The organism is Streptomyces beihaiensis, from assembly GCF_026274175.1.
GTDB classification, from domain to species: Bacteria; Actinomycetota; Actinomycetes; order Streptomycetales; family Streptomycetaceae; genus Streptomyces; species Streptomyces beihaiensis.
Genome location: NZ_JAPHNL010000006.1, coordinates 1 through 23,943, shown reverse-complemented (window position 1 = coordinate 23,943; position 23,943 = coordinate 1). Strand labels below are relative to the sequence as shown.

Below are 23,943 nucleotides of genomic sequence, written 5' to 3'. Positions count from 1 at the left end.
CCTTCCGGCTCGCTGCCTGACACGGCATCCGTACTCCACCACGTGCGCGTGACGCGCGCGTGAGGTGTGAGGCGTGCCGTGCGGCACGCGCGCGTGCCCGCCCGCCCACCGCGCCGTCGTCGGCGCGGCGTCGCGCGGCCACGCCTCCTCACCCTTCGGCCGACCGTCCGCACGACGGCGGCCACACTCGCTGAACGTGGAGTTCTTTCTGCCATGAGGAACATGAAGAAGACGGCCCGCGCCGCGCTCGTCGGTGGCGCCGCCGTCTCCTCGGTCGCCCTGTTGTCCGCTCCCGCCTTCGCCCATGTGTCCGTGCGGCCCGAGGGCGCAGCGGCCAAGGGCGGCTTCGCCGTGGTCGACTTCAAGGTCCCCAACGAGCGCGACAAGGCCGCCACCACCAAGGTCGAGGTCGCCTTCCCCACCGACCACCCGCTCGCCTCGGTGATGCCCGAACCGGTACCCGGCTGGAAGGTCGAGGTCACCAAGTCCAAGCTCGACAAGCCGATCGAGCTGGAGGGCCAGAAGATCAACGAGGCCGTCACCAAGGTGACCTGGACGGCCACCGGCTCGGGTGACGCCAAGGGCATCCAGCCGGGCTACTTCCAGAAGTTCCCGGTCTCCGTCGGGCAGCTGCCCACCGACACCGACCAGCTCGTCTTCAAGGCGCTCCAGACGTACGACGACAAGGAGGTCGTGCGCTGGATCGAGCCCCAGCAGAAGGGGCAGCCGGAGCCCGAGAACCCGGCGCCCACGCTCGAACTGACCGCCGCGAGCGACGACGGGCACGGCTCGTCGGGCGCCGCCTCCGACGACCGGAGCGGCAAGAGCGGCCAGAACGCCAAGGGCGGCTCCGCGGAGGCCGCCGCCTCCTCCTCCGCCTCCTCCGGCAGCGACACCACCGCCCGCGTCCTCGGCATCGTCGGCATCGTCATCGGGGCCGCCGGTGTGGCGTTCGGCGTGCTGGCCGGGCGCCGACGCACCACCGGCTGAGCCCGGCTGAAACCGGCTGAAACCGGCTGAACTGCCGCCTGTGCCGGGGCCGCCGAGCGCCGCCCCGGCACAGGCCACCCCCACCCCCCGACTCCACTACTGGGACATTCGCCATGCACCACAACACCAAGCCCGGCAAGAAGCGTCTGCTGGCCGCCACCGGCCTGGCCGCGGCGGCCGCGCTCACCCTGTCCGCCTGCGGAAGCGGCAGCGGCGACGGCGGCGGCAACGACAAGGCCGTCGTCACCGACGTCTCCGGCGGCGACCACTCGCAGGACAAGGCCGTCACCGTTCTCGACACGCCGTTCGAGAAGCCGGACCTGACGCTGACCGACACCCACGGCAAGAAGTTCGACCTGCGCAAGGAGACCGACGGCAAGCCGACCCTGGTCTACTTCGGCTACACGCACTGCCCCGACGTGTGCCCGCTGACGATGAGCAACATCGCCGTGGCCAAGAAGTCGCTGCCCGAGGCCGAACGGAGCAAGCTCCAGGTCGTCTTCGTCTCCACCGACCCCGACCGGGACACCCCGGCCGAACTCGGCAAGTGGCTCACCGCGCAGGACCCGGCCTTCATCGGCATGACCGGCGACTTCAAGACCACCCAGGCCGCCGCGCGCAGCCTCGGCATCTCGGTCGAGCCCACGCACAAGGACAAGAACGGCAAGCTCGTGTCCACCCACGGCACACAGGTGATCGCCTTCTCCCCCAAGACGGACAAGGGCTACCTGCTGTTCGACAAGGACGCCACCGTCGAGACGTACACCCACGACATTCCCAAGATCCTCAAGGGGGAGAAGCCGTGAGGCGCGCAACCCTGGCACCCGCCGCGATAGCCCTGGCCGCCGGCCTCACACTCACCGCCTGCTCCTCGAAGTCGCCCGAGCCCCATGTGAAGGTCGACGGCGCGTTCATGCCCGCCCCGCCGACCGGCGAGATGGCGGCCGGTTTCTTCGTCGTGCACAACGACGGTGGCGCCGACACGCTCACCTCCGCCAGCAGCACCATCGCCGAGCAGGTCACCCTGCACACCACCAAGGGCGGCGAGATGACGCAGAAGAGCTCGTTCGCCGTGCCCGCCGACGGCGAGCTCGACTTCGCGCGCGGTGGCAACCACCTCATGTTCGAGGGGCTGAAGCGCAGGCCCGAGGAAGGCGACAAGGTCGAGGTGAAGCTGCACTTCGCCAAGTCCGGCACCGTGACGGTCACCTTCCCCGTGAAGGCCGCCACCTACGATCCGGCGCCGCACTCATCCCACGGGCCTCACCCGTCCCACGAGTCGCACACGTCCCAGTGAGGGGCTGACCGCACGTGATGACCACCGCTCCCCGCCTACGCCACCTGGTGCTGCTGTTCCTCGCCGTGACCGGCGCGCTCCTGGCCGGTGCCGCCCCCGCGTCGGCGCACGCCGCGCTGACCGGAAGCGACCCCGAGCAAGGAGCGGTGGTCCAGGCGGCCCCCCGACAGGTGTCGCTGACCTTCTCCGAAGAGGTCGCGATCTCCGACGGCGCCGTACGCGTCCTCGACCCGTCCGGCAAACGCGTCGACACCACGACCGTCACCCACAAGGGCGGCACCACCTACTCCGTCGGCCTCGGCACCGGCCTGCCCGACGGCACGTTCACCGTCGCCTACCAGGTCGTCTCCGCCGACAGCCATCCCGTGTCGGGCGCCTTCACGTTCTCCGTCGGCGCCCCGTCCAAGACAGCGGTCGCTCTGCCGAGCCGGAGCGCGGGCGGCGGCACGGTCGGCGCCCTGTACGGCGTCGCCCGCTACCTCGCGTACGCCGGGTTCGCTCTGCTCGTCGGCGGCACCGCGTTCGTGCTCGCCTGCTGGCCGCGCGGTGCCGGGGCCGGCCCGGTGCGGCGGATCGTGGCCACCGGGTGGGTCGCGCTGACCGGCGCCAGCCTCGCGATGCTGCTGATGCGCGGCGCGTACACCACCACGGGCTCGGTCGGCGACATCTTCGACATGGCGCTGCTCGGCCAGGTACTCCAGACCAAGGCCGGTGCCGCGCTCACCACACGGCTGCTGCTGCTCGCCGCCGCCGCGCTGTTCGTCGCCGTGGTCTTCGGGTCGTACGTCAAGCGGATCGAACGAGCCCGGGACGAGGGCGGTCCGGCTCAGGCCGACGGCGGCCGCGACGCGGGCGGGCGCCGAGAGCTCACGCTCTGGCTCCCCCTCGGCGGGGGCCTCGTGGCCGTCGGGCTCGCCGCCACCTGGGCCATGGCCGAGCACGCCTCGACCGGCATCCAGCCCTGGCTCGCCATGCCCGTCGACGTACTGCACCTGCTGGCCGTCGCCGCCTGGCTCGGCGGCCTGACCACGCTGCTCGTGGCGCTGTACCGGGCCCCCGGCATCGAGGGCTCCGCGGTGCGCCGGTTCTCGACGGTGGCCTTCAGCAGCGTCGCCGTGCTCGCCGCCACCGGGCTCTACCAGTCCTGGCGGCAGGTCGGCAGCTGGTCGGCGCTGACCGGCACGGCATACGGGCAGTTGCTCCTGGTCAAGGTCGGGCTCGTCGCCGTACTCGTCGGCATCGGCTGGATCTCCCGCACGTGGACGCGTCGCCTGGCCGAACACCCCGCCCCGGCGCGGGCGGCGGTGCCGGCGGGCGTGGCGGCGGCCCGCGACGAGCCCGCCGGGACCGGTGACTGGGCCGCGGAACCAACGCGCCCAGAGGACGTCACGCCCGAGCGCGCCACGCAACTCGCCCGCCAGCGCGCCGCCCTGGCCGCCGCACGCGAGAAGCGCGCCCGCGACGCCGACCCGCAACGGCTGGGCCTGCGCCGCTCGGTGCTGGCCGAGGCGTGCGTCGCCGTGGTCCTGCTCGCCGTCACCACGGTGCTGACCGACACCGAACCGGGCCGCACCGCACAAGAGGTCAAGGACGGCACCGCCGCGTCCCGGACGCAGGCGCGGGCAGAGGGGCAGACGCGGCAGCGGTCAGCACCGCTGTCCCTCAAGCTGCCGTTCGACACCGGGGGCGCGCACGGCAAGGGCATCGTCCGGCTGACGCTGGACCCGGGCCGTACCGGCGACAACACCGTCCACCTGACCGTGGAGAACCCCGGCGGCAAGCCGTTCGACATCCCCGAGGTGAAGGTCGCCCTCACCTTGCCGGAGCGGAAGATCGGGCCGCTGCACGTCGTCCCGCACCGCATCGCCACCGGGCACTGGAGCGCGCGCGGCGTCCAGATCCCCGTGGCGGGAGCCTGGAAGGTCGCGGTCACCGTCCGTACCTCCGACTTCGACGAAGTGACCGTCATCAAGACCGCGCAGATCGGCTGAACTCACCATGGCTGACATCGAACGTCGTACCGCCACGCCCGCCTCGGGCACCGGCACCGCCTCCGGCACCGGCACCGGCACCGACTCCGGCTCCGGCTCCGGCTCCGGCTCCGGCTCCGGGGCGAGGAAGGAGGCCGGGGGCGGCATCTCCCGGCGCCGCCTGATCGGCACGGCGGGCGCCTCCGGCCTCGCCCTGGGCGCCGTCGGCGCGGGCTCCGGATACGCCGTCGCCGCCAACTCCTCGCACGGGCGAGCCCCGTTGACGTCCCTCGGCACGGACAGGGTGATGTTTCACGGGAAACATCAGCCCGGCATCATGGAGCCGCTCCAGGCCCGAGGGCACGTCGTCGCCTTCGACCTCGCCGCGGGCGCGGGCCGCAAGGAGGCCGCGGCGCTGCTGCGCCGCTGGTCGACGACGGCCGAGCGGCTGATGGCCGGCGAGCCGACCGCCTCGCACGACACCGACGTGGCCCGGGACGCGGGCCCGTCCTCGCTGACCGTCACCTTCGGCTTCGGCCACAGCTTCTTCTCCCGTACGGGTCTTGAGAAGCAGCGCCCCGCCGCCCTCGACCCGCTGCCCGCGTTCTCCTCGGACCACCTCGACAAGGCCCGTAGCGACGGCGACCTGTGGGTGCAGATCGGCTCGGACGACGCGCTGGTCGCCTTCCACGCGCTGCGCGCCATACAGAAGGACGCGGGTGACACCGCACGCGTGCGCTGGCAGATGAACGGCTTCAACCGCTCACCCGGCGCCACCCCGCGGCCCATGACCGCACGCAACCTGATGGGCCAGATCGACGGCACGGGCAACCCGAAGCCGTCCGACGCGACCTACGACGAGCGTCTCTTCGTGCCCGCCGCCGGGTCCGCGCAGTCCCCCGCGTGGATGGGTCACGGTTCGTACGCGATCGTGCGCCGCATCCGGATGCTGCTCGACGACTGGGAGAAGCTGTCGACGCGTGCGCAGGAGCAGGTCATCGGCCGCAGGAAGTCCGACGGCGCGCCACTGACGGGCGGCACGGAGACCACCGAGCCGGACCTGTCGAAGACGGACGCGAACGGCGACCTCGTCATCCCCGTCAACGCGCACGCCCGCATCAGCCGCCCCGACCAGAACGGCGGCGCCGCGATCCTGCGCCGCGCGTTCTCGTACCACGACGGCATCGACGCGGACGGCGTGCCGGACGCGGGCCTGCTCTTCATCTGCTGGCAGGCCGACCCGCTGCGCGGTTTCGTGCCGCTGCAACGCAAGCTGGACCGTGGCGACGCCCTCTCCGCGTTCATCCGCCACGAGGCGAGCGGCCTCTTCGCGGTGCCCCGGGGCGCCGACGAGGGCGGGTACGTGGGGCAGGCGCTGCTGGAGGGGTGACGGGCGATCGTGAGCCGGGCCACGCCGGGCCCATTAGGGTGACTCCATGCCAGCCAGCAGCTACGCGTATCTCGGCCCCGAGGGCACCTTCACCGAAGTCGCCCTGCGCACGCTCCCGGAAGCCGCCACCCGGGAGCTCGTTCCGATGATCTCCGTGCCCGCCGCGCTCGACGCGGTACGCGGCGGTGAGGTCGAGGCCGCGTTCGTACCGATCGAGAACTCCGTCGAGGGCGGCATCACCACCACGCTCGACGAGCTCGTCGCCGGACGGCCGCTCATGATCTACCGCGAGGTGCTGCTCGACATCACCTTCGCGCTCCTCGTACGCCCCGGCACCAAGCTCTCCGAGATCAAGACGGTCACCGCGCACCCGGCAGCCCAGACGCAGGTCCGCAACTGGCTCAAGGCGCACCTGCCCGACGCGGCCTGGGAGTCCTCGGCGTCCAACGCGGACGGGGCACGGCTGGTGCAGGAGGGGCGCTACGACGCCGCGTTCGCCGGAAAGTTCGCGGCCGAGCGCTACGGCCTCGAACCGCTGGTCACCGACATCCACGACGCGGAGAACGCACAGACGCGGTTCATCCTCGTCGGACGGCCCGCCCGGCCCTCGGCGCCCACCGGCGCGGACAAGACGTCGGTCGTCATCTGGCAGCGCGAGGACCACCCCGGCGCGCTGATGGAGCTGCTCCAGGAGTTCGCCATCCGCGGCGTCAACCTGATGCTGCTCCAGTCGCGGCCCACCGGAAAGGGCATCGGCGACTACTGCTTCGCCATCGACGCCGAGGGACACATCACCGACCGCCGGGTGGCGGAGGCGCTGATGGGGCTGAAGCGCGTCTGCCCCCAGGTGCGCTTCCTCGGCTCGTACCCGCGGGCGGGCGTCGCCGTGGAGGACGTACGGCCACCTCGTGCGGGGACGTCGGACGGCGAGTTCGTGGCGGCGTCCGACTGGCTGGCACGCTGCCAGGACGGTCGGTTCTAGCCCACCGGTTCCAGCCCTACCGGTTCCAGCCCCCACCGGTCTGGCCCCACCGGTCCTACCTGCCGATTTTCTCCGTCCACAGGAGTTATCCACAGGCCAACTTCTCGACCTGGGGACAAGTCGACAGACTGGTGCGACTTGGTCGACAAATCGCCCTGTACACCCCGTCGCCCACCACCTCCGCCCACAACCCCTCACCTGGATCATCGTCCACTCATTTCCCCTGATCAACTCTTTGGAGTGAAGCGTTTCCACCCGAAAGTGAGCATGGATCGGGTTTGATACGGGAATTCTTCGCCCCGCAGACGCCTTTCGGAACGATCTCTTCCGGAATCCACAGCCCATTCTCACAACCTGTGGATAACTTCCCGGAGTCACCCGAACCTGTGGACAACAGTCCTCAAGTGGCCCCTCCGGCAAGGGAGTCGAGTCAAGCCGTCACACCCTGCCGCCCCCGTATCGGGGACGGCCGAGGGATTCCTTTGACGGGCGACGACAGCCGCCCGGGGCCCACCCCGTGATCTTTCAGGCCGCTTTCCGCCATGATTGCGTCATGAATTGATATCGCCGCAATTCGGTCATTAAGGAACGCAACGGATATCGGTTCGTGGGCCGGAACCCGGCACCGGTAGCCTTGAGGGGTGATTGACCTTCGCCTGCTCCGTGAGGACCCCGACCGTGTTCGCGCCTCCCAGCGCGCCCGTGGAGAGGACGTCGCGCTCGTCGACTCCGTCCTCTCCGCCGACGAGCGGCGCAGGTCGTCCGGGCTCCGCTTCGACGAACTCCGCTCCGAGCAGAAGTCGCTCGGCAAGCTGATCCCCAGGGCGTCGCCACAGGAGCGGCAGGAGCTGCTCAAGAAGACGGGCGAGCTCTCCGCCGCCGTCAAGGCCGCCGAGGCCGAGCAGCGCGAGGCCGAGGAGGAGACCCACCGCCTCGCCATGCGGCTGGGCAACATCGTCCACCCCGACGTCCCGCAGGGCGGCGAGGAGGACTTCGTCGTCCTGGAGACGCACGGCACGATCCGCGACTTCGGCGCCGAGGGCTTCGACCCCAAGGACCACCTGGAACTCGGCGAGGCGCTCGGCGCGATCGACGTCGAGCGTGGCGCGAAGGTCTCGGGTTCACGCTTCTACTACCTGACCGGCGTCGGCGCCCTCCTGGAGCTGGCCCTGGTCAACGCGGCGATCGCCCAGGCCACCGAGGCCGGCTTCACGCCGATGCTCACCCCGGCCCTGGTGCGTCCGCGCGCCATGGAGGGCACGGGCTTCCTCGGCCAGGCCGCCGAGAACGTGTACCACCTGGAGAAGGACGACTACTACCTGGTCGGCACCTCCGAGGTCCCGCTCGCCGCGTACCACATGGACGAGATCGTCGACGCGGACCGGCTGCCGCTGCGCTACGCCGGGTTCTCGCCCTGCTTCCGCCGCGAGGCGGGCACGTACGGCAAGGACACGCGTGGCATCTTCCGCGTCCACCAGTTCGACAAGGTCGAGATGTTCTCGTACGTCGACCCGGCGGACGCCGAGAACGAGCACAAGCGCCTGCTGGAGTGGGAGAAGCAGTGGCTGACCGGCCTCGAACTGCCCTTCCAGGTGATCGACGTGGCCACCGGTGACCTCGGCGCCTCGGCCTCGCGCAAGTTCGACTGCGAGGCGTGGATCCCGACCCAGGGCAAGTACCGCGAGCTGACCTCGGCGTCGAACTGCGACGGCTTCCAGGCGCGCCGCCTGTCCGTGCGGATGCGCGACGGGAAGAAGGTCAAGGCGCTCGCGACCCTGAACGGCACGCTGTGCGCGGTCCCGCGCACGATCGTCGCCATCCTGGAGAATCACCAGCAGGCCGACGGCTCCGTTCGGGTGCCCGAGGTCCTGCGTCCGTACCTGGGGGGCCGAGAGAGCCTGGAGCCGACCGCCAAGTGAGCCAGCCCGCGCCCGTCGCATCCGTGTCCGCCGCACCCGCGTTCCCGTACAGACTGGTCGCGACCGATCTCGACGGGACGCTTCTGCGGTCCGACGACACGATCTCGCCGCGCACACGTGACGCGCTCATGGCGGCGACCGCGGCGGGCGCCGCGCACATCGTCGTGACGGGCCGCGCCGTGCCGTGGTCCCGGCACATCCTCGACGACCTCGGCTACCAGGGGCTCGCGGTCTGCGGCCAGGGCGCGCAGGTCTACCACGCGGGTGAACACCGCCTGCTGACCTCGGTGACGCTGGACCGGCGGCTCGCCGGTCTGGCGCTCGCCAAGATCGAGGCGGAGACCGGCCCGCTGGCGCTGGCGGCGAGCCGCGACGGCATCGAGGGCGAGGTCATCGTCGGCCCCGGCTACCAGGTGCAGGACGGCCCGCTGCCCGTCGTCCCCTTCACGGACGTCGCGGACCTGTGGGCCGAGCCGCTCAACAAGGTGTACGTGCAGCACCCCGGCCTCTCCGACGACGACCTGGCGCGCGTGGCGCGCACGGTGGCCGGGGATCTGGTGGGCGTCACGATGGCGGGCGAGGGCATCGTGGAGTTGCTCCCGCTGGGCCTGTCCAAGGCCACCGGCCTGTCCCTGGCGGCCCGCCGCCTGGGCGCGAAGGCGGCCGAGACGATCGCCTTCGGCGACATGCCCAACGACGTCCCGATGTTCGGCTGGGCCGCCCACGGAGTGGCCATGGCCAACGCCCACGAGGAGCTCAAGGCCGTGGCGGACGAGGTGACGACGTCGAACGAGGCGGACGGCATCGCCCTGGTCCTGGAACGCCTGCTGTCCTGACCGGCCGCGGGTGCGACACACCGCCGCCCGCATGTGGCGCCCTGCATGTGCCGCCCGACATGAGCCGCGCGGAATCAGCCGCCCGGCGTCAGCCACCCGGCATCAGCCCGACGAGTGCGGGCGGATACGGATGAGGAGCAGGGCGATGTCGTCGTTGCGGGGCGCGGACCGTTCGGCGTGATCGAGGAGCGCGTCGGCGAGCGCTCCGAGACTCTCGTCCTGTGCGGCGGCCAGCCGGCGGGCGAGGGACTCGATCGCTTCGGCGATGTCCGTGCCGGGGGTCTCGACGAGCCCGTCGGTGTACAGGGCGAGGACGGCGCCGGGCGGCAGGGGGACGTCGGTGGTGGGGTAGTCGGCGTCGGCGTCGATGCCCAGCAGCAGTCCGGGAGGCACGTTCAGGGTGTCGGTGCGGCCGTCGGGGTGGCGGAGCAGGGCCGGGGGGTGGCCCGCGGAGGCCAGGCGTGCGCGGTGCCGGGACAGGTCGACATGGGCGATGAGACAACTGGCGAACAGTCCGGTGTCGAGGTCGGTCATGAGGCGGTTGGTGCGGGCGAGGACGTCACCGGGTGAGGAGCCGACGGCGGCGTGGGCGCGCACGGCGGTGCGCATCTGACCCATGAGGGCGGCGGCGGTGGTGTCGTGCCCCTGTACGTCACCGATGGCCACGGCGGCGGTGCCGTGCGAGCAGCGGATGAGGTCGTAGAAGTCGCCGCCGATGTCGATGCCGTGGCTGGCGGGCCGGTAGCGGGCCGCCGCGTCGAGGCCGCGGATGTGCGGCAGGGCGCGGGGCAGCAGACCGGTCTGCAGGCTGTGGGCGAGGGCGTGTTTGGCGTCGTAGAGGCGGGCGCGGTCGAGGGCCTGGGCGATCAGTCCGGCCAGTGACGTCAGCAGTGCTCGTTCGGCGGGCGGGAAGGCACAGGGCGCGTCGTAGGCGAGGACGAGGGATCCGACCGGGCGGCCGGAGACGATCAGCGGGAGGAAGGCCCAGGCGGCCATCCGGTCCTGGTGCACGGCCGGCGGGTAGGCGCTCCTCAGGTCGGCGAAGGTGGGGAAGAAGGCGGGCGTTCCGGTGGCGACGGCGCGCACGGCGGGGGTGTCGGACGTCAAGGGCTCGTCGTCGGAGCGGACCATCAGGCCGGCGCTGTGGCCGCGGTGGCCGGTGACGTGCAGACGCCCCTCTCGCACCGTCAGCAGCGCCAGGGCCTTGGGGCCGAAAGCCGGCACGATCTGGTCGGCGGCCAGGTCGACCACCTGGTGCACGTCGACGGCCTTGGCGAGCGCGGTGGCCAGATGCATCAGGTGGTACAGCGCCATGGCCCCGATGGGCTCCGACGGCTGCGGTCGGCGCGTCGCGGTGGCATCCGCGGGGCCGTCGGGCTCGTCGAGTGCGCCGGGCGTCGCGCCGGGTGGTGCGTCGGGTGCCCCGGCGGGTGCCTCGGCGGGGGTGATGTGGACGCTGATGCCGCTGTGGCCCGGGTAGAGCCGGAAGAGCAGCCAGGTGTCCGGCGGGCGCCTGGCGGTGAAGGAGGTCGGCTCGCGGCTGACCACGGCCGCCCTGTAGCGGTCCTCGTACAGGGGATCGCGCAGCCACGGGAGCACGTCCCAGGGGCGGTTGCCCAGCAGGGAGCCCGCGTCGGTGCCGACCAGCTCGGCGCCGGCCGGGTTGATGAAGGTGAGCCGGCCGTCCAGGTCCAGGGCACAGCAGCCCACGGGCAGGCGCGCGGTGAAGTCCAGGGCCGCGGCGGCCTGCGCGGGGTCGGCTTCACCGGGTTGCGGCACCGGGAGCAGGACGGGCTCTTCCGGGGGCTGCGGCGGGTGGCCGTCGGCGGCGGCCTGGCGCAGGAGCGCCGCCGCACGGCGGCAGCAGGCGTCGATCGTTCTGCGTTCGGCCGCGCTGAGCTCGGGCGGGTGCCCGGCGGGCCACAGCAGCACGATGCCGCCCCACACCGTGTCGCCGCCGGCGATCGGGGCTGCGGCGAGCTTGAAGTCGTAGGGCAGGACGATGCCGACTCTGGGGTAGCGGCGGGCGACGTCCTCCTGGCCGCCCACCCAGACCAGGCGTCTGTCCCGTACGGCCTCGGCCACCGGGATGGCGGAGTCGAGGGGGATACGGACCCAGGGGGCGGCGATCTGCTGGGACACGCCGCCCTCCAGGACCAGCCGTAGGACCCCCTCGGCCGACGGGAGCATGTAGAGCAGCCCCACGGAGGCGCCGGTGTCCCGCATCACGTCGGCGAGGACGGAGTCCGGCAGTGCCGTTCCGGAACCGCCGTCGGGGCCGGACGCGGGGGGCCGTCGCATGGCTACCGCCCCTTCCAGCGGGTCCGCTCCGCGCGGCGAGCGCGCCGTTGCGCCTGCCGTTGCGCCTGCCGACACGCCTGCCGATGCGTCTGGCTTCGCGCGTGCCCTCGCGCCTGACGATGCGCCTGCCGGCAAGGGCGGCGGCCGTGCGCCGTCGGCCCCGGCGACCGCGCACCAGACCACCCGTACCCGCACTCGCACCGCATATGATCCATACAGATACGATATGTCGGTTACATACAATATGTCCGTCCCCTTGTGCCGGCAGTCGCCGGGACACGCGAGGGGTTCGATGTCGTGGACGACGTGATCACCGCCGTCGGAACGTGGAGGATGCGCGGATCGAACGCGCGCGGGGCACGGACTCCCCGACGACGACTCGCCTCTGCTCGAACACAGCGCGAGCCGCTGCCTTGCCACTCGGCCAATCCTCCGGGTGGGCGGCCCACGTGCCACCAGCGAAAAGCGGGCACGTGCTCGAAGCGGCCGCCCCGGGCCGTCCCTGAAGCGGGCTCGACGGAGAGCGGTGACTACTCCGGAGCCGACCTCGGGCCGCCCTGTCGGGAGCTCGACGGATCACTGATGGACATCGCCGCGCTCCTCTCCCGGCGGACGGGCACCGGCGACACGAGCCGCGGGAACGGCACGCGTCCCGCCAACCTCGCGAACCGGCGCACTGACACAACCACTGTGCCGCCCCGCCGAGTTCACCGCCACCGAATTAACCGGGCCGCCCCCGCCACCACCTGCGCCGAGCCTTGCTGAAGAACCATCCGGCGGGCGGCTCGTCCGACCGCCATGGCTGCGGGTCGGGCCCGCCGTCGCGCCACCGCGCGGTGAGCATGCGGGCCCGTGCGGACGGCTCCGCGGTCTCGGCGGCACGTATGAAGTCGGCATCCAGGACCACGTCGTCCCAGTCCCCCGGGGCGGGCCGGTCGCCGCTCTCCCCCTCGCGGGGTACTTCTGCTGCCATCGTGGCTCCTTCCTGGACGACGCGACGTACGGAAAAGCGCACCCTCCCGCCAGTGTCCCGACGGGAGGGTGAGGACGACGTCAAGGCCACGTGAACGCACACGGCCTACTCCTCCCCGGCCAGCGTCAGCGCCCGCAGCCTCCGCCCCGCGTACCAGGTGGCCAGCACGGTCACCGCGACCAGGAGCACCGTCGCGGCGGGCAGCCCCACGTCGGAGGTGACGATGTCACCTCCGGTGACCTTGTGCGCGACGGCCACCGACCACTGCTGCACGCTCAGCGTGCGCGCGCCCGCCACCAGGGAGCCGAAGAGCGCCTCCCACACGAGCGCGTAGACAAGGCCGAAGACGACCGCGTGCCGCGTCACCGTGCCGAGCAGCAGGAAGATCGCGGCGTACGCGATGGACGCCACGAGCGCGGCGACGGTGTACGCGACGGCGATCTGCTGCCCGTTGCCGTTGAGGATCAGGCCCGCGACCAGCGTCGGGACGGCCGAGAACACCATGGTCACGGCGATGGCCACGATGAGCTTGGTGCAGATGATCGTGGGCCGTTTGACGGGCTTCGACAGCAGGTACACCACGGATCCGTCGTCGATCTCGGGTCCGATCGCTCCGGTGCCCGCGATGACACCGATGAGCGGCACCATGGTGGCGAGCGCGAACCCGCCGAGCACGTCGGACGCGGTCTGGTCGTCGGCTCCGGTGATGCCGCGCACCAGGGCCGCGATGACGACGAGCAGCACGGGCAGCGCGAACAGGATCAGGGCCCGGCGGCGGCCGAGCAGAGCCCGGTAGGTGAGCCGGGCGACAGTGGGGTCGTACATCAGGGCCTCCTACGCCGCTGTGCCGCTACGCCGCGACCAGGTACGAGAAAACGGACTCGAGGGATTCGTCGGACGGCGAGACGGTGAGCAGACGGATGCCGTGCTCGCGCGCCACCTGGGGCAGCAACGTCGTGAACCGGCCGAAGTCGACGGCCTGGACACGCAACGCGCCTTCCTTGAGGTCGACCTCGATACCGGCGGTCGAGGGGTCGGCGATCAGCGCGGCGGCGAGCGCCCGGTCGTCGCTGGAGCGGATGACGTAGCGGTGCGGGCGGTCGGTCATCAGGCGGCGGATCTTGCGGAAGTCGCCGCTGGCGGCGTGCCGCCCCGCGACGATCACCTCGATGTGCGAGGCGAGCTGCTCGACCTCCTCCAGGATGTGCGAGGAGAACAGCACGGTGCGGCCCTCGTCGCCCATGCGCCGCAGCAGCTCCATGAGCTGCATGCGCTGGCGCGGGTCCATGCCGTTGAACGGCTCGTCGAGCAGCAGCACGGACGGCTCGTGGACCAGCGCGGACGCCATCTTGACGCGCTGGCGCATGCCCTTGGAGTACGTGGAGATCTTGCGGTCCTGCGCGTGCTCCATCTCGACCGTGGCGAGCGCCTGCTGCGCCTGCTTCTTGCCCAGGCCGTGCAACTCGGCGTTGGCGACGACGAATTCGCGTCCCGTGAGGAAGTCGTACATGGCCTCGCGTTCGGGGACGATCCCGATGTGGCGGTAGATCTGTTCGTTGCGCCAGATCTGCTGTCCGTCGAGGCTGACCGTGCCGTTGGAGGGGGCCAGGAAGCCGCCCATCATGTTGATGAGCGTGGACTTTCCGGCGCCGTTGGGGCCGAGCAGACCGGTGACACCGGGGCCGATGGTCATCGTGATGTCGTTGACGGCGACGACGTTGCCGAACCAGCGCGACACGTGGTCGATGTTGATCGAGGTCACAGTCCGACCTTCCGGTAGCGGCGCATCAGCAGCCCGTAGGAGCCGACGATGAGGGCGAGGACGACGAGCAGATAGACCACGCCCTGGCCCGTGGAGGGCCCGTCGGCGCCGGGGAAGGACGACGTGGCGCCGAGGAAGGCGGTCTGTACGCCGTCGATGAGCGTGATCGGGGAGAAGAGGCCGAGCCAGGGCACGGCGCTCGCCCCGTCGCGTACGTGGGCGATGGCCTGGACCGTGGAGACCGCCCCGTAGGAGATGGTCAGCACGGCGATGACGGCGGCGATGCCGAATCCGCGCCGGGGTGTCACGGCGGACACGACCAGGCCGATACCGGCGAAGAGCAACGACAGCAGCGCCACGGAGACCAGTCCCTGGGCGAATCCCTTGGTCTGCTCACCGAAGTCGAGTTTGGCGAGCAGAGAACCGACGTAGAGCACGATCAGCGGTGCGGCCGTGAGGATGAACAGGGCCGACGTCATGGCGGCGAATTTCGCGACCACGTAGTCGACGCGTTCGATGGGCCGCGAGAAGTAGAGAGGGATCGACTTGAAGCGCAGGTCCCGGGAGACGGCCTGCGGCGCCTGGGCGGCCACGTAGAGGCCGATGACGGCCTGGAGGAGGATCGCGTAGCGCGTGTAGTCGAGCGGCAGGCTGTGGGCCTTCGTGGCGACGGCCACCGCCACGATGATGAGCGCGGGCACGCACATCACGACGAAGAGCAGCATCGGCAGCACCTTCGACTTGGCCGAGCGGCCAAGGCCGTACGCGCCGCGCAGGCTCTGTGCGAACAGGGAACGGCGAGCGTAGGCGCGGCCCAGACGCGGGCCGTCGTAGTGCCGGTAGCCGATGTTGTGGATGCGGGTGGACGCGCGGTCCGCGGGCGTGGACTGGGCGGCCATGGGCTGGGCGGGCGGGCGCTGGGTGAGCGTGGGCTGGGCGGGCGTGGGCTGGGCGGGCGTGGGCTGGGCGGGCGTGTCCTGGGCGGGCGTGTGTCGGGTGGACGCGGGCTCGGCGGACATGTTCTCAGCGGGCATGTTCTCAGCGGGCATCGGAGGGGCCTCCCGTCTGCTGTGCCGCCACGGCGGCGAGCTGCTGCTCCCGCTGTCCGTCCGCCGGGCGGAAGACCTCCGCGATGTGGTGCCTGCGCTGTTCCATGCGGACCAGGCCGAGACCGAGGTCCGCGACGACGTCGCGCACCATGTCGTACGTCTCGTCGCCCTGCGCGGTGACGAGGACGGTGTGGCCCGCGCCGGGCAGCTCGCCACCGGTGTGCGTCTCGATGCCGCGCTCGGCGAAGGCGTCGCGCAACGCGCGCGTGCCGTCGGGGTGGGCGTCGGTGTCGGTGACCTCGATGGCGAGAGTCGCCGTGCTCTGCGTGAAGTCGCTGGTGGAGCTGGAGCGCAGGAGCTTGCCGCCGTCGATGACGACGACGTGGTCGCAGGTGCGTTCGAGCTCGCCGAGCAGGTGCGAGGTGACCAGGACGGAGATGCCGAAGTCGGTGTGGACGCGGCGGATCAGGCCGAGCATGTCGTCGCGGCCGACCGGGTCGAGGCCGTTGGTCGGCTCGTCCAGGAAGACCAGCTGCGGGTCGTGGACGAGCGCCTGCGCCAGCTTCACCCGCTGCTTCATGCCGGTCGAGTAGCCGCCGATGGGCCGGTAGCGCTCCTCGTAGAGGCCGACGTGCCGCAGCGTGTCGGCGGTGCGCTCACGGGCGGCGGTCGGCGGCAGCCCCGACATGCGTGCCATGTGGACGACGAACTCGGTGGCCGAGACGTCGGGCGGCAGGCAGTCGTGCTCGGGCATGTAGCCGACGCGCTCGCGGATGGCGGGCCCCGACGCAGGATCCGCGACGTCGAGTCCGAGCACGGCTGCACGGCCCTCCGAGGCGGGGGACAGACCCAGCAGGATCTTGATCAGTGTGGACTTGCCGGCTCCATTGGCTCCGACGAGTCCGGTCACCCCGGGCCCGATGTCCATGGTCAGCCGGTCAAGCGCGGTCACCCGGGGGAACCGCTTGCTCAGGCTTTCGGTCGCGATCACATTCACGCATTCGAAGCTAGTGGCGCACGCCACACGGTTCGTCAGACCACGGGGTCGACTTGGTATGAGACCTGAGTATTACGGGGCCCTAGGGGTCCCCCCTGAGTCGTGGGCCGGGTCCCTGGCGGGCGCCGGTCCCTGGCGGGCGCCGGTCCCTGGCGGGCGCCGGTCCCTGGCGGGCGCCGGACGGGCGCCGACGATCACGGGCGATCACGGGCGATCACCGGCACCCCCACGCGTGGCCACCGGCACCCCCACGCGTGGCCACCGGCGCCCCCACGGGCGGCCACCCGTGGGGGTGCCGGTGTTGTGCACATCGCGCGGCTTCTCCACAGCCTGCTGCGGGGCTCTTGACGCCGCCGCCGACCACTGTCACATTCACCAGTGTCAAGTTACGAACGCGTACGGCGACGGCCCGGACGCAGGCGGCCGCGACACGGACGGACGGTGGCATGACCTCAGCAGTGGTACGGGAAATCTCCGCGGAGCTGCGGGGGTTCAGGGAAGTGCAGACGCTCGCGTACGAGTGCGCGGAGGCGGTGGCGGCGCAGCTCAAGCCCGGGGTGACCGAGCGCGAGGCGGCACGGATGCAGCGGCAGTGGCTGCGGGAGCGCGGGGTGCGGGACTGGTTCCATCTGCCCTTCGCCTGGTTCGGGGACCGCACGGCGTTCGTGAACTTCCGTGTACCGCTGCAGTTCTTCCCGACGAACCGGAAGCTCGAACCGGGGATGCCGTTCATCCTCGACATGGCCCCGGTGTACAAGGGGTACACGGCGGACATCGGCTACTCCGGCTGCCTGGGCCTCAACCCGGTGCACGACAAGCTGCTCGCGGACCTGAAGGCGCACCGGGAGCTGATCCTCAGCGAGGTGCGCGAGCGCCGTCCGCTGCGGGAGATCTACGAGGACGTCGACCGGCTCATGGTCCGGCAGGGCTACGCGAACCGGCACCGCGCCTACCCGTTCGGGGTGATCGCGCACAAGGTCGACCGGGTCAGGGAGCGGCGGCTCAACCCGACCCTGTTCGGCTTCGGCACCCAGTCGCTGAAGGGCCTGGCGAGCGACGCGCTGCACGGGCACCGGGACGGCTGGTCGCCCCTGTGGTCGCCGTACAAGTTCTCCGACCATCCGCCGCGGCCCGGCCTGTGGGCGGTCGAGCCGCACCTGGGCTTCCGGGGCACGGGCGCCAAGTTCGAGGAGATCCTCGTGGTCACCGACTCCGGGGACCCCGAGGAGAGCGCCTTCTGGCTGGACGACGATCTGCCGCACGTGCGGCGCTGGGCGGAGGGCATCTGATGACGGACCTGATGAGGCTGCACGGCGCGCGCGAGCGCTGGGTGCGCACGGGCGGCATCGAGCTGTGCGTGGTCGAACTGGGAGACACCGGCGAGACACGGCGGCCGACGGTCGTGCTCGTGCACGGCTACCCGGACTCCAAGGAGGTGTGGTCCGAGGTCGCCGCCCGCCTCGCCGACCGCTTCCACGTGGTGCTGTACGACGTGCGGGGCCACGGCCGGTCCACGGCCCCGGCCCCGCTGCGCGGCGGCTTCACCCTGGAGAAGCTGACCGACGACTTCGTGGCGGTCATCGACGCGGTGAGCCCGGACCGGCCGGTCCACCTGGTGGGGCACGACTGGGGCTCCGTGCAGTCGTGGGAGTTCGCCACCGTGCGGCGCACCGAGGGGCGAATCGCGTCGTTCACCTCGATGTCGGGGCCGTCCCTCGACCACTTCGGGCACTGGATCAAGCAGCGCGTGAAGCGGCCCACGCCCCGCAAGGTCGGCCAGCTGCTCGGCCAGGGCGCCAAGTCCTGGTACGTGTACATGCTGCACACACCGGTCCTGCCCGAGCTGGCCTGGCGGGGCCCGCTGGGCAAGCGCTGGCCGGGGATCCTGGAGCGCGTGGAGCGGGTCCCGGCGGGCGACTACCCCACGCCGTCGCTCCCCTCCGACGCGGCGCACGGCGCGTGGCTCTACCGGGACAACGTGCGGGCCCGCCTGCGCCACCCGCGCGAGGACGCGTACGCGCACGCACCGGTGCAGCTGATCACGCCGCTCGGCGACGCGTTCCTCTCGCCGCGCCTCTACGACCAGTTGGAGACGTGGGCGCCTCGGTTGACGCGGCGCACCCTGCCCGCCAAGCACTGGGTGCCCCGCACCCGGCCCGACCAGCTCGCCGCCTGGATCGGTGAGTTCGTGACGGCGCACGAGGAGAAGGAGACCGGCGTGCTCGCACCGCGCACGACGCCCGAGAGCCGGTACGCGGACCGGTTCGGCGGGCAGCTCGTCCTGGTGACCGGGGCGGGCAGCGGCATCGGCCGGGCCACCGCGTTCGCCTTCGCCGAGGCCGGCGCGCGGGTGATCGCCGTCGACCGGGACGCCGAGAGCGCCGCGCGCACCGCCGAGATGGCCCGGCTCATCGGCGCCCCCGAGGCATGGGGCGAGACGGTCGACGTCTGCGACGAGCAGGCCATGGAGAAGCTCGCCGAGAAGGTCGCCGCCGAGTACGGCGTGGTCGACGTGCTGGTGAACAACGCGGGCATCGGCCTGTCCGGCTCGTTCTTCGACACGACCCCGGAGGACTGGAAGAAGGTCCTCGACGTCAACCTGTGGGGCGTCATCCACGGCTGTCGGCTGTTCGGCCGGCAGATGGCCGAGCGCGGGCAGGGCGGGCACATCGTCAACACCGCGTCCGCCGCCGCCTACCAGCCCTCGAAGGCACTGCCCGCCTACAGCACGTCGAAGGCGGCCGTCCTCATGCTCAGCGAGTGCCTCCGCGCCGAGCTGGCAGGCAAGGACATCGGCGTCTCGGCGATCTGCCCCGGTTTCGTCAACACCAACATCACGTCGACGGCCCGGTTCGCGGGGGTCGACGCCGCGGAGGAGAAGCGCCGCCAGAAGAAGTCCTCGCGCCTGTACGGCCTGCGCAACTATCCGCCGGAGAAGGTCGCCGACGCGATCCTGGCCGCCGTCGTGCACAACAAGGCGGTCGTCCCGGTCACCCCGGAGGCGCGCGGCGCCCACCTCATGTCCCGTTTCACTCCGAGGGCCCTGCGCACCATCGCACGAATGGAGCCGCCGCTGTGAGCACCGAAGACCGCCCGCACGACACCGAGGAGCACACGCACCACTCCCACGACTCCCATGTCTCCCTCGACTCCCTCGACTCCCTCGACTCCCACCACCGGATCACTCCGCGCCGCGTCTCGTTCGACTGGAAGTCGACGCCGCTGCACTGGATACCCGGAGAACCCACGGCCACCCATGTCATCAACGTGCTGCATCTGCTGCTCCCGGCGGGGGAGCGGTGGTTCGTGCGGGTGTTCAAGGAAGGTCTGCCGCTGGTCGACGATCCCGAACTCCTGAGGGACGTCAAGGGGTTCATGGGCCAGGAGGCCACGCACAGCGTGCAGCACTCCTACGTCCTGGACCATCTGGCCGCGCAGCACCTCCCGACCGCCGACTACACGAGATACGTCGACTTCCTCTTCGAGAAGCTGCTCGGCGAGCGGCCTCCGCTGGGGGCGCCGATACCCACCCAGGAGTGGCTGCGCTTCCGCCTGTCGGTGATCGCCGCGATCGAGCAGTTCACGGCGGTCCTGGGCAACTGGGTGCTGCACGCGGACGCGCTGGACCGCGCGGAGTGCGACGAGGTCATGCTCGACCTGCTGCGCTGGCACGGAGCCGAGGAGGTCGAGCACCGCTCGGTCGCCTTCGACATGTACCAGCACTGCGGCGGCCAGGGCCTGTCCCGCTACACCCGCCGCGTCGCGGGCATGACGGTCACGGCGCCCGTGATGCTGTACCTGTGGGCCTGGGGCGCCTCGTATCTGATACGCCACGACCCTCAACTGGCCGGGCGGCTGCGGTACTCGCTCGCCGAGCACAACAAGGCGGTCCGCAAGGGGCTGCTGCCCGCCTGGCGGGAGCTGGGTGCGGCGATACCCCGTTATCTGCGCCGGTCGTACCATCCCTCGCAGGAGGGTTCGCTGCGCAAGGCCGTCGAGTATCTGGCGACCTCGCCCGCGGCCAGGGCCGCGGCGGCGGCGATCGGCCGTTCGGCCATCGCGTGACGGCCGCCGGCCCCTCCACGACGACGAGGCACGACAGGCACGACAGGCACGACAGGTACGACAGGTACGACAGGTACGAGCAGCGAGAGCCGTACCACCGAGGGGCGTGGGGTGTGACGGAACAGGCGGCCGCCGAGTACCGGATCGAGGACCTGGCACGCCACAGCGGTGCCACGGTCCGCACGATCCGCGCCTACCAGGACCGCGGGCTGCTTCCGCGCCCCGAGCGCCGCGGCCGGGCCAATGTGTACACGGACGCCCACCTGTCCCGGCTGCACCAGATCGCCGACCTGCTCGACCGCGGCTACACCCTGGCCTCCATCAAGGAGCTTCTGGATGCCTGGGACACGGGGCGCGGGCTCGGTGGGGTGCTCGGTCTGGTGGCCGAGGTCGACGGGCCGTGGACGGACGAGCGGGCGGGGCGCATCACCCGCGCCGAGCTGGACGAGAGGTTCGGCGGGAATCCCGACGAGGCGGCGGTGCGTGACGCCGTCGAGCTGGGTGTGCTGGAGGCGGTGCCCGGCAGCGACGACGAGTTCCTGGTGCCGAGCCCCCAAGAGCTCGCGGTGGCAGTGGAGTTGCACGCGGCAGGCGTACCGCTGTCCGCGATCTCCGGCCATCTCAGGGAGTTGCGAGGTCAGATCGAACATATAGCGGCGCGTTTCCTGGAGTTCACCACCGAGCACGTCTTCGCGCGCTACCTCGGCCCGGAGCCGCCGTCGGACTCGGAGGCGGCGGAAGCCGCGTCGCTGGTGCGGCGCCTGCGCCCGCTGGCCCAGCAGTCGGTGGACGCCGAACTGGCCCGAGCCATGCGCCTGTTCGCCACTCGCCACCTGCACCAGCATCTCGCCGACGGCCCGACCGCCCGCCCTGCCGACGAGCCGCGGTCGGTTGCCGTCCCGGCGGAGACGATACGGGCTGTGCGGCAGCTGGTTGGGCCGGAGAACGTGTCGGCGTTCGTGGCCGCGGCCGCCGAGCGTGAGGTACAGGCAAGGAAGTTGGACGGGATTACGTCAAACCACCGCAATCGTCACACATTTGATCAAACCAGCTCCCCTGCTTAGGAGTTGTCCACAGGGTCTCCAAGTAGCCTGTGGATAACACCCCTTGGCTGTGGATCAAACATGCGAGCCGAAATATCCGAGTCAAATTCCGGCACCCTCCCCACCCCCCCAGAAACACCGGAGTACCGGAACACCTGAACACCTGAACACCTGAACACCAGGCGATTCAAACATCCATACCCAGAAACACCTGTACATCAGAAATAGGGCATGATCAGTAGGTATGAACCATCCGCACCTGCCCACCACCGAATCCGCGGTCACCGCGCTGCGCGAGTTGGCCCGCGAGTACAACGTGGAGATCGACGTCGACCATGACATCGGTGCCGACGCGACCTCCCGTCGCAGCGCGGCGGGCGTGGGCGTGGCAGCCGACCCGGACGGTTCGCTGCCGCACGAGGCATACGTCGAATTCGGCGTGGCGGACGGGGGCCCACGGCTCGCGGTGCGGCTGTTCCCCGAGGACGACGCGCTGATCACGGTCGAGGGCGTCGAGTTCCACGACGTGCCCCGCGACGAGGTACCCGCCTTCCTGCGTGCCTGCTTCGGCGGCCTCGCCCACGTACGCCAACGCCGGTTCCCGCCGAGCTGCCGACTCGTCGTGCCGCTGCCCGGCGACCGTACGTACAAGGAGTACCTGCCGGTGGCCCAGATGACGCCCTGGCTCAGCCGCCGCCTCCGCTGACAGGGGGCGAGGGCTGCGCCTGGTCGCGGGCCCGGTGGGGCGCCGCGAGGAATCCGCTGACGCGCCGCTGTAGGGAGACCTGCCGGGTGGTGCGGGGCCGGCTGCACCCAGCGGTGCGGGCGGTGCCGGGCTGCCGTTCAGGAGCGGAGGCGGTTCAGCGCTGCGCCGGCGATGCTTTCGCCGTAGGTCGCGGCGTGGGTGGGCCGGCCGGTGAGCTCGACGACCGCGACCTTGGTGCCGCTGAGCAGCACCGCTGTCCCGCCGCTTACGGTGCCGTCGCCGTTGTAGGCCGGGTACCAGCGGGCGGTGCCGCCGGTGGTGGTCAGGGTGTGGGCCGCGCCGTAGTGCCAGTGACCGGCGGGCTCGTCCTGGCAGTCCTGAACGAGCGCGACGAGCTGCCTGTCCCAGGCGGCGGCCGCGGCCCTGGTGGGGGCACTCGCGGCCGACTCGATCAGTAGGCCGTCGGTGTCGAAGGTCCAGTTCACGGACGCGTACGCGGTGGCCTTGCCCTTGGTCAGGTCGCGCATCGTCTCCTCGCCGGAGCACGCGGACAGCGCCTGGCGTCCGGTCAGCGCGACGGTCGCGCCGACCGGGTTCAGGCCCGTCTGGAAGTAGTCCTCGCTCTGGACGAGGTCGGCGGAGCCGAGCCCGGGCGCGGCGACCGTGACCGCCGTCGGGTGGGCGGCGGCTACCGTGCGGGCGGCGGCCTCGGTGCGGTGCGCGGCCCCGTCGGCGGTCGCCGACTGGGTGCCGAAGACGCCGGCCGTGATCAGCGCGGCGGCGCTGCAGGCCGCGGCGGCGACCCGGCTGCGGCGAACGGACTTCTGCTGGACGGCCTGGTTCTCGGTCATCTGGTCCCCCTGCTGGTCGGGACGCCCGCTGCGTCCTCGTACAACCGGGGAGATGCCACCGGAGGAACGAAAGTTGGAGCCCTGACCGGCTGTTTCACAGCCGTGACAGAGCGGCCCTGACGACGCGGTCCATCGCGGCCGTCCCCAGGCAGGCATCGACCTCCAGCACCGCGTAGTGGTTGCCGCTGCGCAGCACGGCGATGCCGCCGCAGGGATCCTTGTCGTCGGGGGCTGTGCCGGTGGTGTTGAGTGATCCCTCGTAGGTGCCCATCCAGCTCGCGGTGACGTTCGGGGCGAGTTGCAGCGCCCTGGTCCTTCCGTAGACCCAGTGCCCTGGCGGTTCGTCCTGGCAGGGCACCTCCTCCAGCAGCAGGCGCTCGGCGAAGTTCTGCGCCAAGGACGGTCTCAGCGCCTCGGCGGCGACCTCGCGGGCGACCTGGTGGACGCGGTCGGCGGCCAGCGTGGGGTCGTCCGCGTCGGTGCGGGGGCTGGTCATCAGTCCGCGGAAGTGGGCACCGGGCCCGCCCAGGGTCTGGTTGAGGGTCTTCTCACCGGAACAGGCCGCGTTGGCGTAACGCCCGTCGCCGTACCGGTCGGTGACGTGGATCCGCCCGACGCCGACGTCCGGGCCGAACGCCGCGGGCTCCAGAAGGTTCGCGGTCGTCACCGGCCCGGTCGCACCGGTCGGCGAGGCGGAACGAGGGGCCGAGGCCGCGGGCGTCGGGACGGACACACCGGGCGTCGTGAGAGCGGACGTGTCCTGGGACGCCCCCGCGGCCGCGGCGCCCGCCCGCGCCGGGTGCGCGTCGGCG

At 71.5% G+C, this 23,943-nt stretch carries 21 protein-coding genes and 1 tRNA gene; 13 read left to right on the top strand and 9 right to left on the bottom strand.

The genetic code is table 11. From position 1 onward, the window contains the following. The first annotated feature begins 222 nt into the window (after positions 1–222). The 8 genes from OFY01_RS01570 (at position 223) to OFY01_RS01535 (ending at position 9,384) form a co-directional block, all read left to right on the top strand. Positions 223–990 carry a YcnI family copper-binding membrane protein gene (locus OFY01_RS01570; RefSeq protein WP_266595536.1) on the top strand — a complete coding sequence of 256 codons (768 nt, stop codon included), beginning with the start codon at positions 223–225 and terminating at the stop codon, positions 988–990. 113 nt (positions 991–1,103) lie between these two features. Further along, entirely contained in the window at positions 1,104–1,796 is a 693-nt protein-coding gene (locus OFY01_RS01565; RefSeq protein ID WP_266595531.1) for an SCO family protein, read from the top strand. After that, a complete protein-coding gene (locus tag OFY01_RS01560; protein WP_266595529.1) occupies positions 1,793–2,287 on the top strand; it encodes a copper chaperone PCu(A)C in 495 nt (164 codons plus the stop codon). Before OFY01_RS01565 ends, OFY01_RS01560 begins: the two co-directional genes overlap by 4 nt. Positions 2,288–2,304: 17 nt before the next feature. Further along, positions 2,305–4,278: a copper resistance CopC/CopD family protein gene (locus OFY01_RS01555; protein WP_266595527.1), complete on the top strand. Its 1,974-nt coding sequence runs from the start codon at positions 2,305–2,307 to the stop codon at positions 4,276–4,278. Between the two features lie 7 nt (positions 4,279–4,285). Continuing rightward, positions 4,286–5,647, top strand: coding sequence for an iron uptake transporter deferrochelatase/peroxidase subunit (gene efeB, locus OFY01_RS01550; protein ID WP_266595525.1), 1,362 nt, complete (start codon positions 4,286–4,288; stop codon positions 5,645–5,647). A 46-nt stretch (positions 5,648–5,693) separates the two neighbouring features. After that, entirely contained in the window at positions 5,694–6,629 is a 936-nt protein-coding gene (pheA, locus tag OFY01_RS01545) for a prephenate dehydratase (RefSeq protein ID WP_266595523.1), read from the top strand. 641 nt (positions 6,630–7,270) lie between these two features. Then, entirely contained in the window at positions 7,271–8,548 is a 1,278-nt protein-coding gene (serS, locus tag OFY01_RS01540) for a serine--tRNA ligase (RefSeq protein ID WP_266595521.1), read from the top strand. Continuing rightward, positions 8,545–9,384: an HAD family hydrolase gene (locus OFY01_RS01535; RefSeq protein ID WP_266595519.1), complete on the top strand. Its 840-nt coding sequence runs from the start codon at positions 8,545–8,547 to the stop codon at positions 9,382–9,384. The genes serS and OFY01_RS01535 overlap by 4 nt, the downstream gene beginning before the upstream one ends. A 102-nt stretch (positions 9,385–9,486) precedes the next feature. On the opposite strand, the gene OFY01_RS01530 is transcribed toward OFY01_RS01535, so the two are convergent. The 7 genes from OFY01_RS01530 to OFY01_RS01500 form a co-directional block, all read right to left on the bottom strand. Beyond that, a complete protein-coding gene (locus OFY01_RS01530; protein WP_266595517.1) occupies positions 9,487–11,685 on the bottom strand; it encodes a SpoIIE family protein phosphatase in 2,199 nt (732 codons plus the stop codon). A 327-nt stretch (positions 11,686–12,012) separates the two neighbouring features. Beyond that, positions 12,013–12,119, bottom strand: a tRNA-OTHER gene (locus OFY01_RS01525). A gap of 287 nt (positions 12,120–12,406) precedes the next feature. After that, positions 12,407–12,658: an SGM_3592 family protein gene (locus OFY01_RS01520; RefSeq protein WP_266595515.1), complete on the bottom strand. Its 252-nt coding sequence runs from the start codon at positions 12,656–12,658 to the stop codon at positions 12,407–12,409. 105 nt (positions 12,659–12,763) lie between these two features. Further along, a complete protein-coding gene (locus OFY01_RS01515; protein WP_266595513.1) occupies positions 12,764–13,483 on the bottom strand; it encodes an ABC transporter permease in 720 nt (239 codons plus the stop codon). A 25-nt stretch (positions 13,484–13,508) separates the two neighbouring features. Further along, positions 13,509–14,420 (bottom strand): ABC transporter ATP-binding protein, encoded by a 912-nt coding sequence (locus OFY01_RS01510; RefSeq protein WP_266595512.1) that lies wholly within the window; start codon positions 14,418–14,420, stop codon positions 13,509–13,511. Then, positions 14,417–15,319, bottom strand: coding sequence for an ABC transporter permease (locus tag OFY01_RS01505; protein WP_266595535.1), 903 nt, complete (start codon positions 15,317–15,319; stop codon positions 14,417–14,419). The genes OFY01_RS01510 and OFY01_RS01505 overlap by 4 nt, the downstream gene beginning before the upstream one ends. Before the next feature lie 139 nt (positions 15,320–15,458). After that, positions 15,459–16,460: an ABC transporter ATP-binding protein gene (locus OFY01_RS01500; protein ID WP_266595533.1), complete on the bottom strand. Its 1,002-nt coding sequence runs from the start codon at positions 16,458–16,460 to the stop codon at positions 15,459–15,461. Between the two features lie 452 nt (positions 16,461–16,912). Here OFY01_RS01500 and OFY01_RS01495 point away from each other — a divergent pair, with 452 nt between their 5' ends. The 5 genes from OFY01_RS01495 (at position 16,913) to OFY01_RS01475 (ending at position 22,280) form a co-directional block, all read left to right on the top strand. Next, the gene (locus OFY01_RS01495; protein WP_266595510.1) at positions 16,913–17,755 is read left to right on the top strand and encodes a M24 family metallopeptidase; all 843 of its coding nucleotides are present in this window, start codon (positions 16,913–16,915) and stop codon (positions 17,753–17,755) included. A gap of 11 nt (positions 17,756–17,766) precedes the next feature. Further along, positions 17,767–19,545 (top strand): SDR family oxidoreductase, encoded by a 1,779-nt coding sequence (locus OFY01_RS01490; RefSeq protein ID WP_407700261.1) that lies wholly within the window; start codon positions 17,767–17,769, stop codon positions 19,543–19,545. Between the two features lie 101 nt (positions 19,546–19,646). Next, positions 19,647–20,531, top strand: a complete 885-nt coding sequence (locus OFY01_RS01485; protein ID WP_266595532.1) for a metal-dependent hydrolase — start codon at positions 19,647–19,649, stop codon at positions 20,529–20,531. 113 nt (positions 20,532–20,644) lie between these two features. Further along, entirely contained in the window at positions 20,645–21,595 is a 951-nt protein-coding gene (locus OFY01_RS01480) for a MerR family transcriptional regulator (protein ID WP_266595506.1), read from the top strand. Positions 21,596–21,818: 223 nt separating this feature from the next. Next, positions 21,819–22,280 carry a hypothetical protein gene (locus OFY01_RS01475; protein ID WP_266595505.1) on the top strand — a complete coding sequence of 154 codons (462 nt, stop codon included), beginning with the start codon at positions 21,819–21,821 and terminating at the stop codon, positions 22,278–22,280. 137 nt (positions 22,281–22,417) lie between these two features. On the opposite strand, the gene OFY01_RS01470 is transcribed toward OFY01_RS01475, so the two are convergent. Together OFY01_RS01470 and OFY01_RS01465 are read right to left on the bottom strand one after the other, a co-directional pair. Further along, complete coding sequence (locus OFY01_RS01470; RefSeq protein ID WP_266595503.1) at positions 22,418–23,131, bottom strand: hypothetical protein; 714 nt, start codon at positions 23,129–23,131, stop codon at positions 22,418–22,420. A 94-nt stretch (positions 23,132–23,225) separates the two neighbouring features. Beyond that, the coding region (locus tag OFY01_RS01465; protein ID WP_407700260.1) for a hypothetical protein at positions 23,226–23,943 on the bottom strand (718 nt) is incomplete at its 5' end.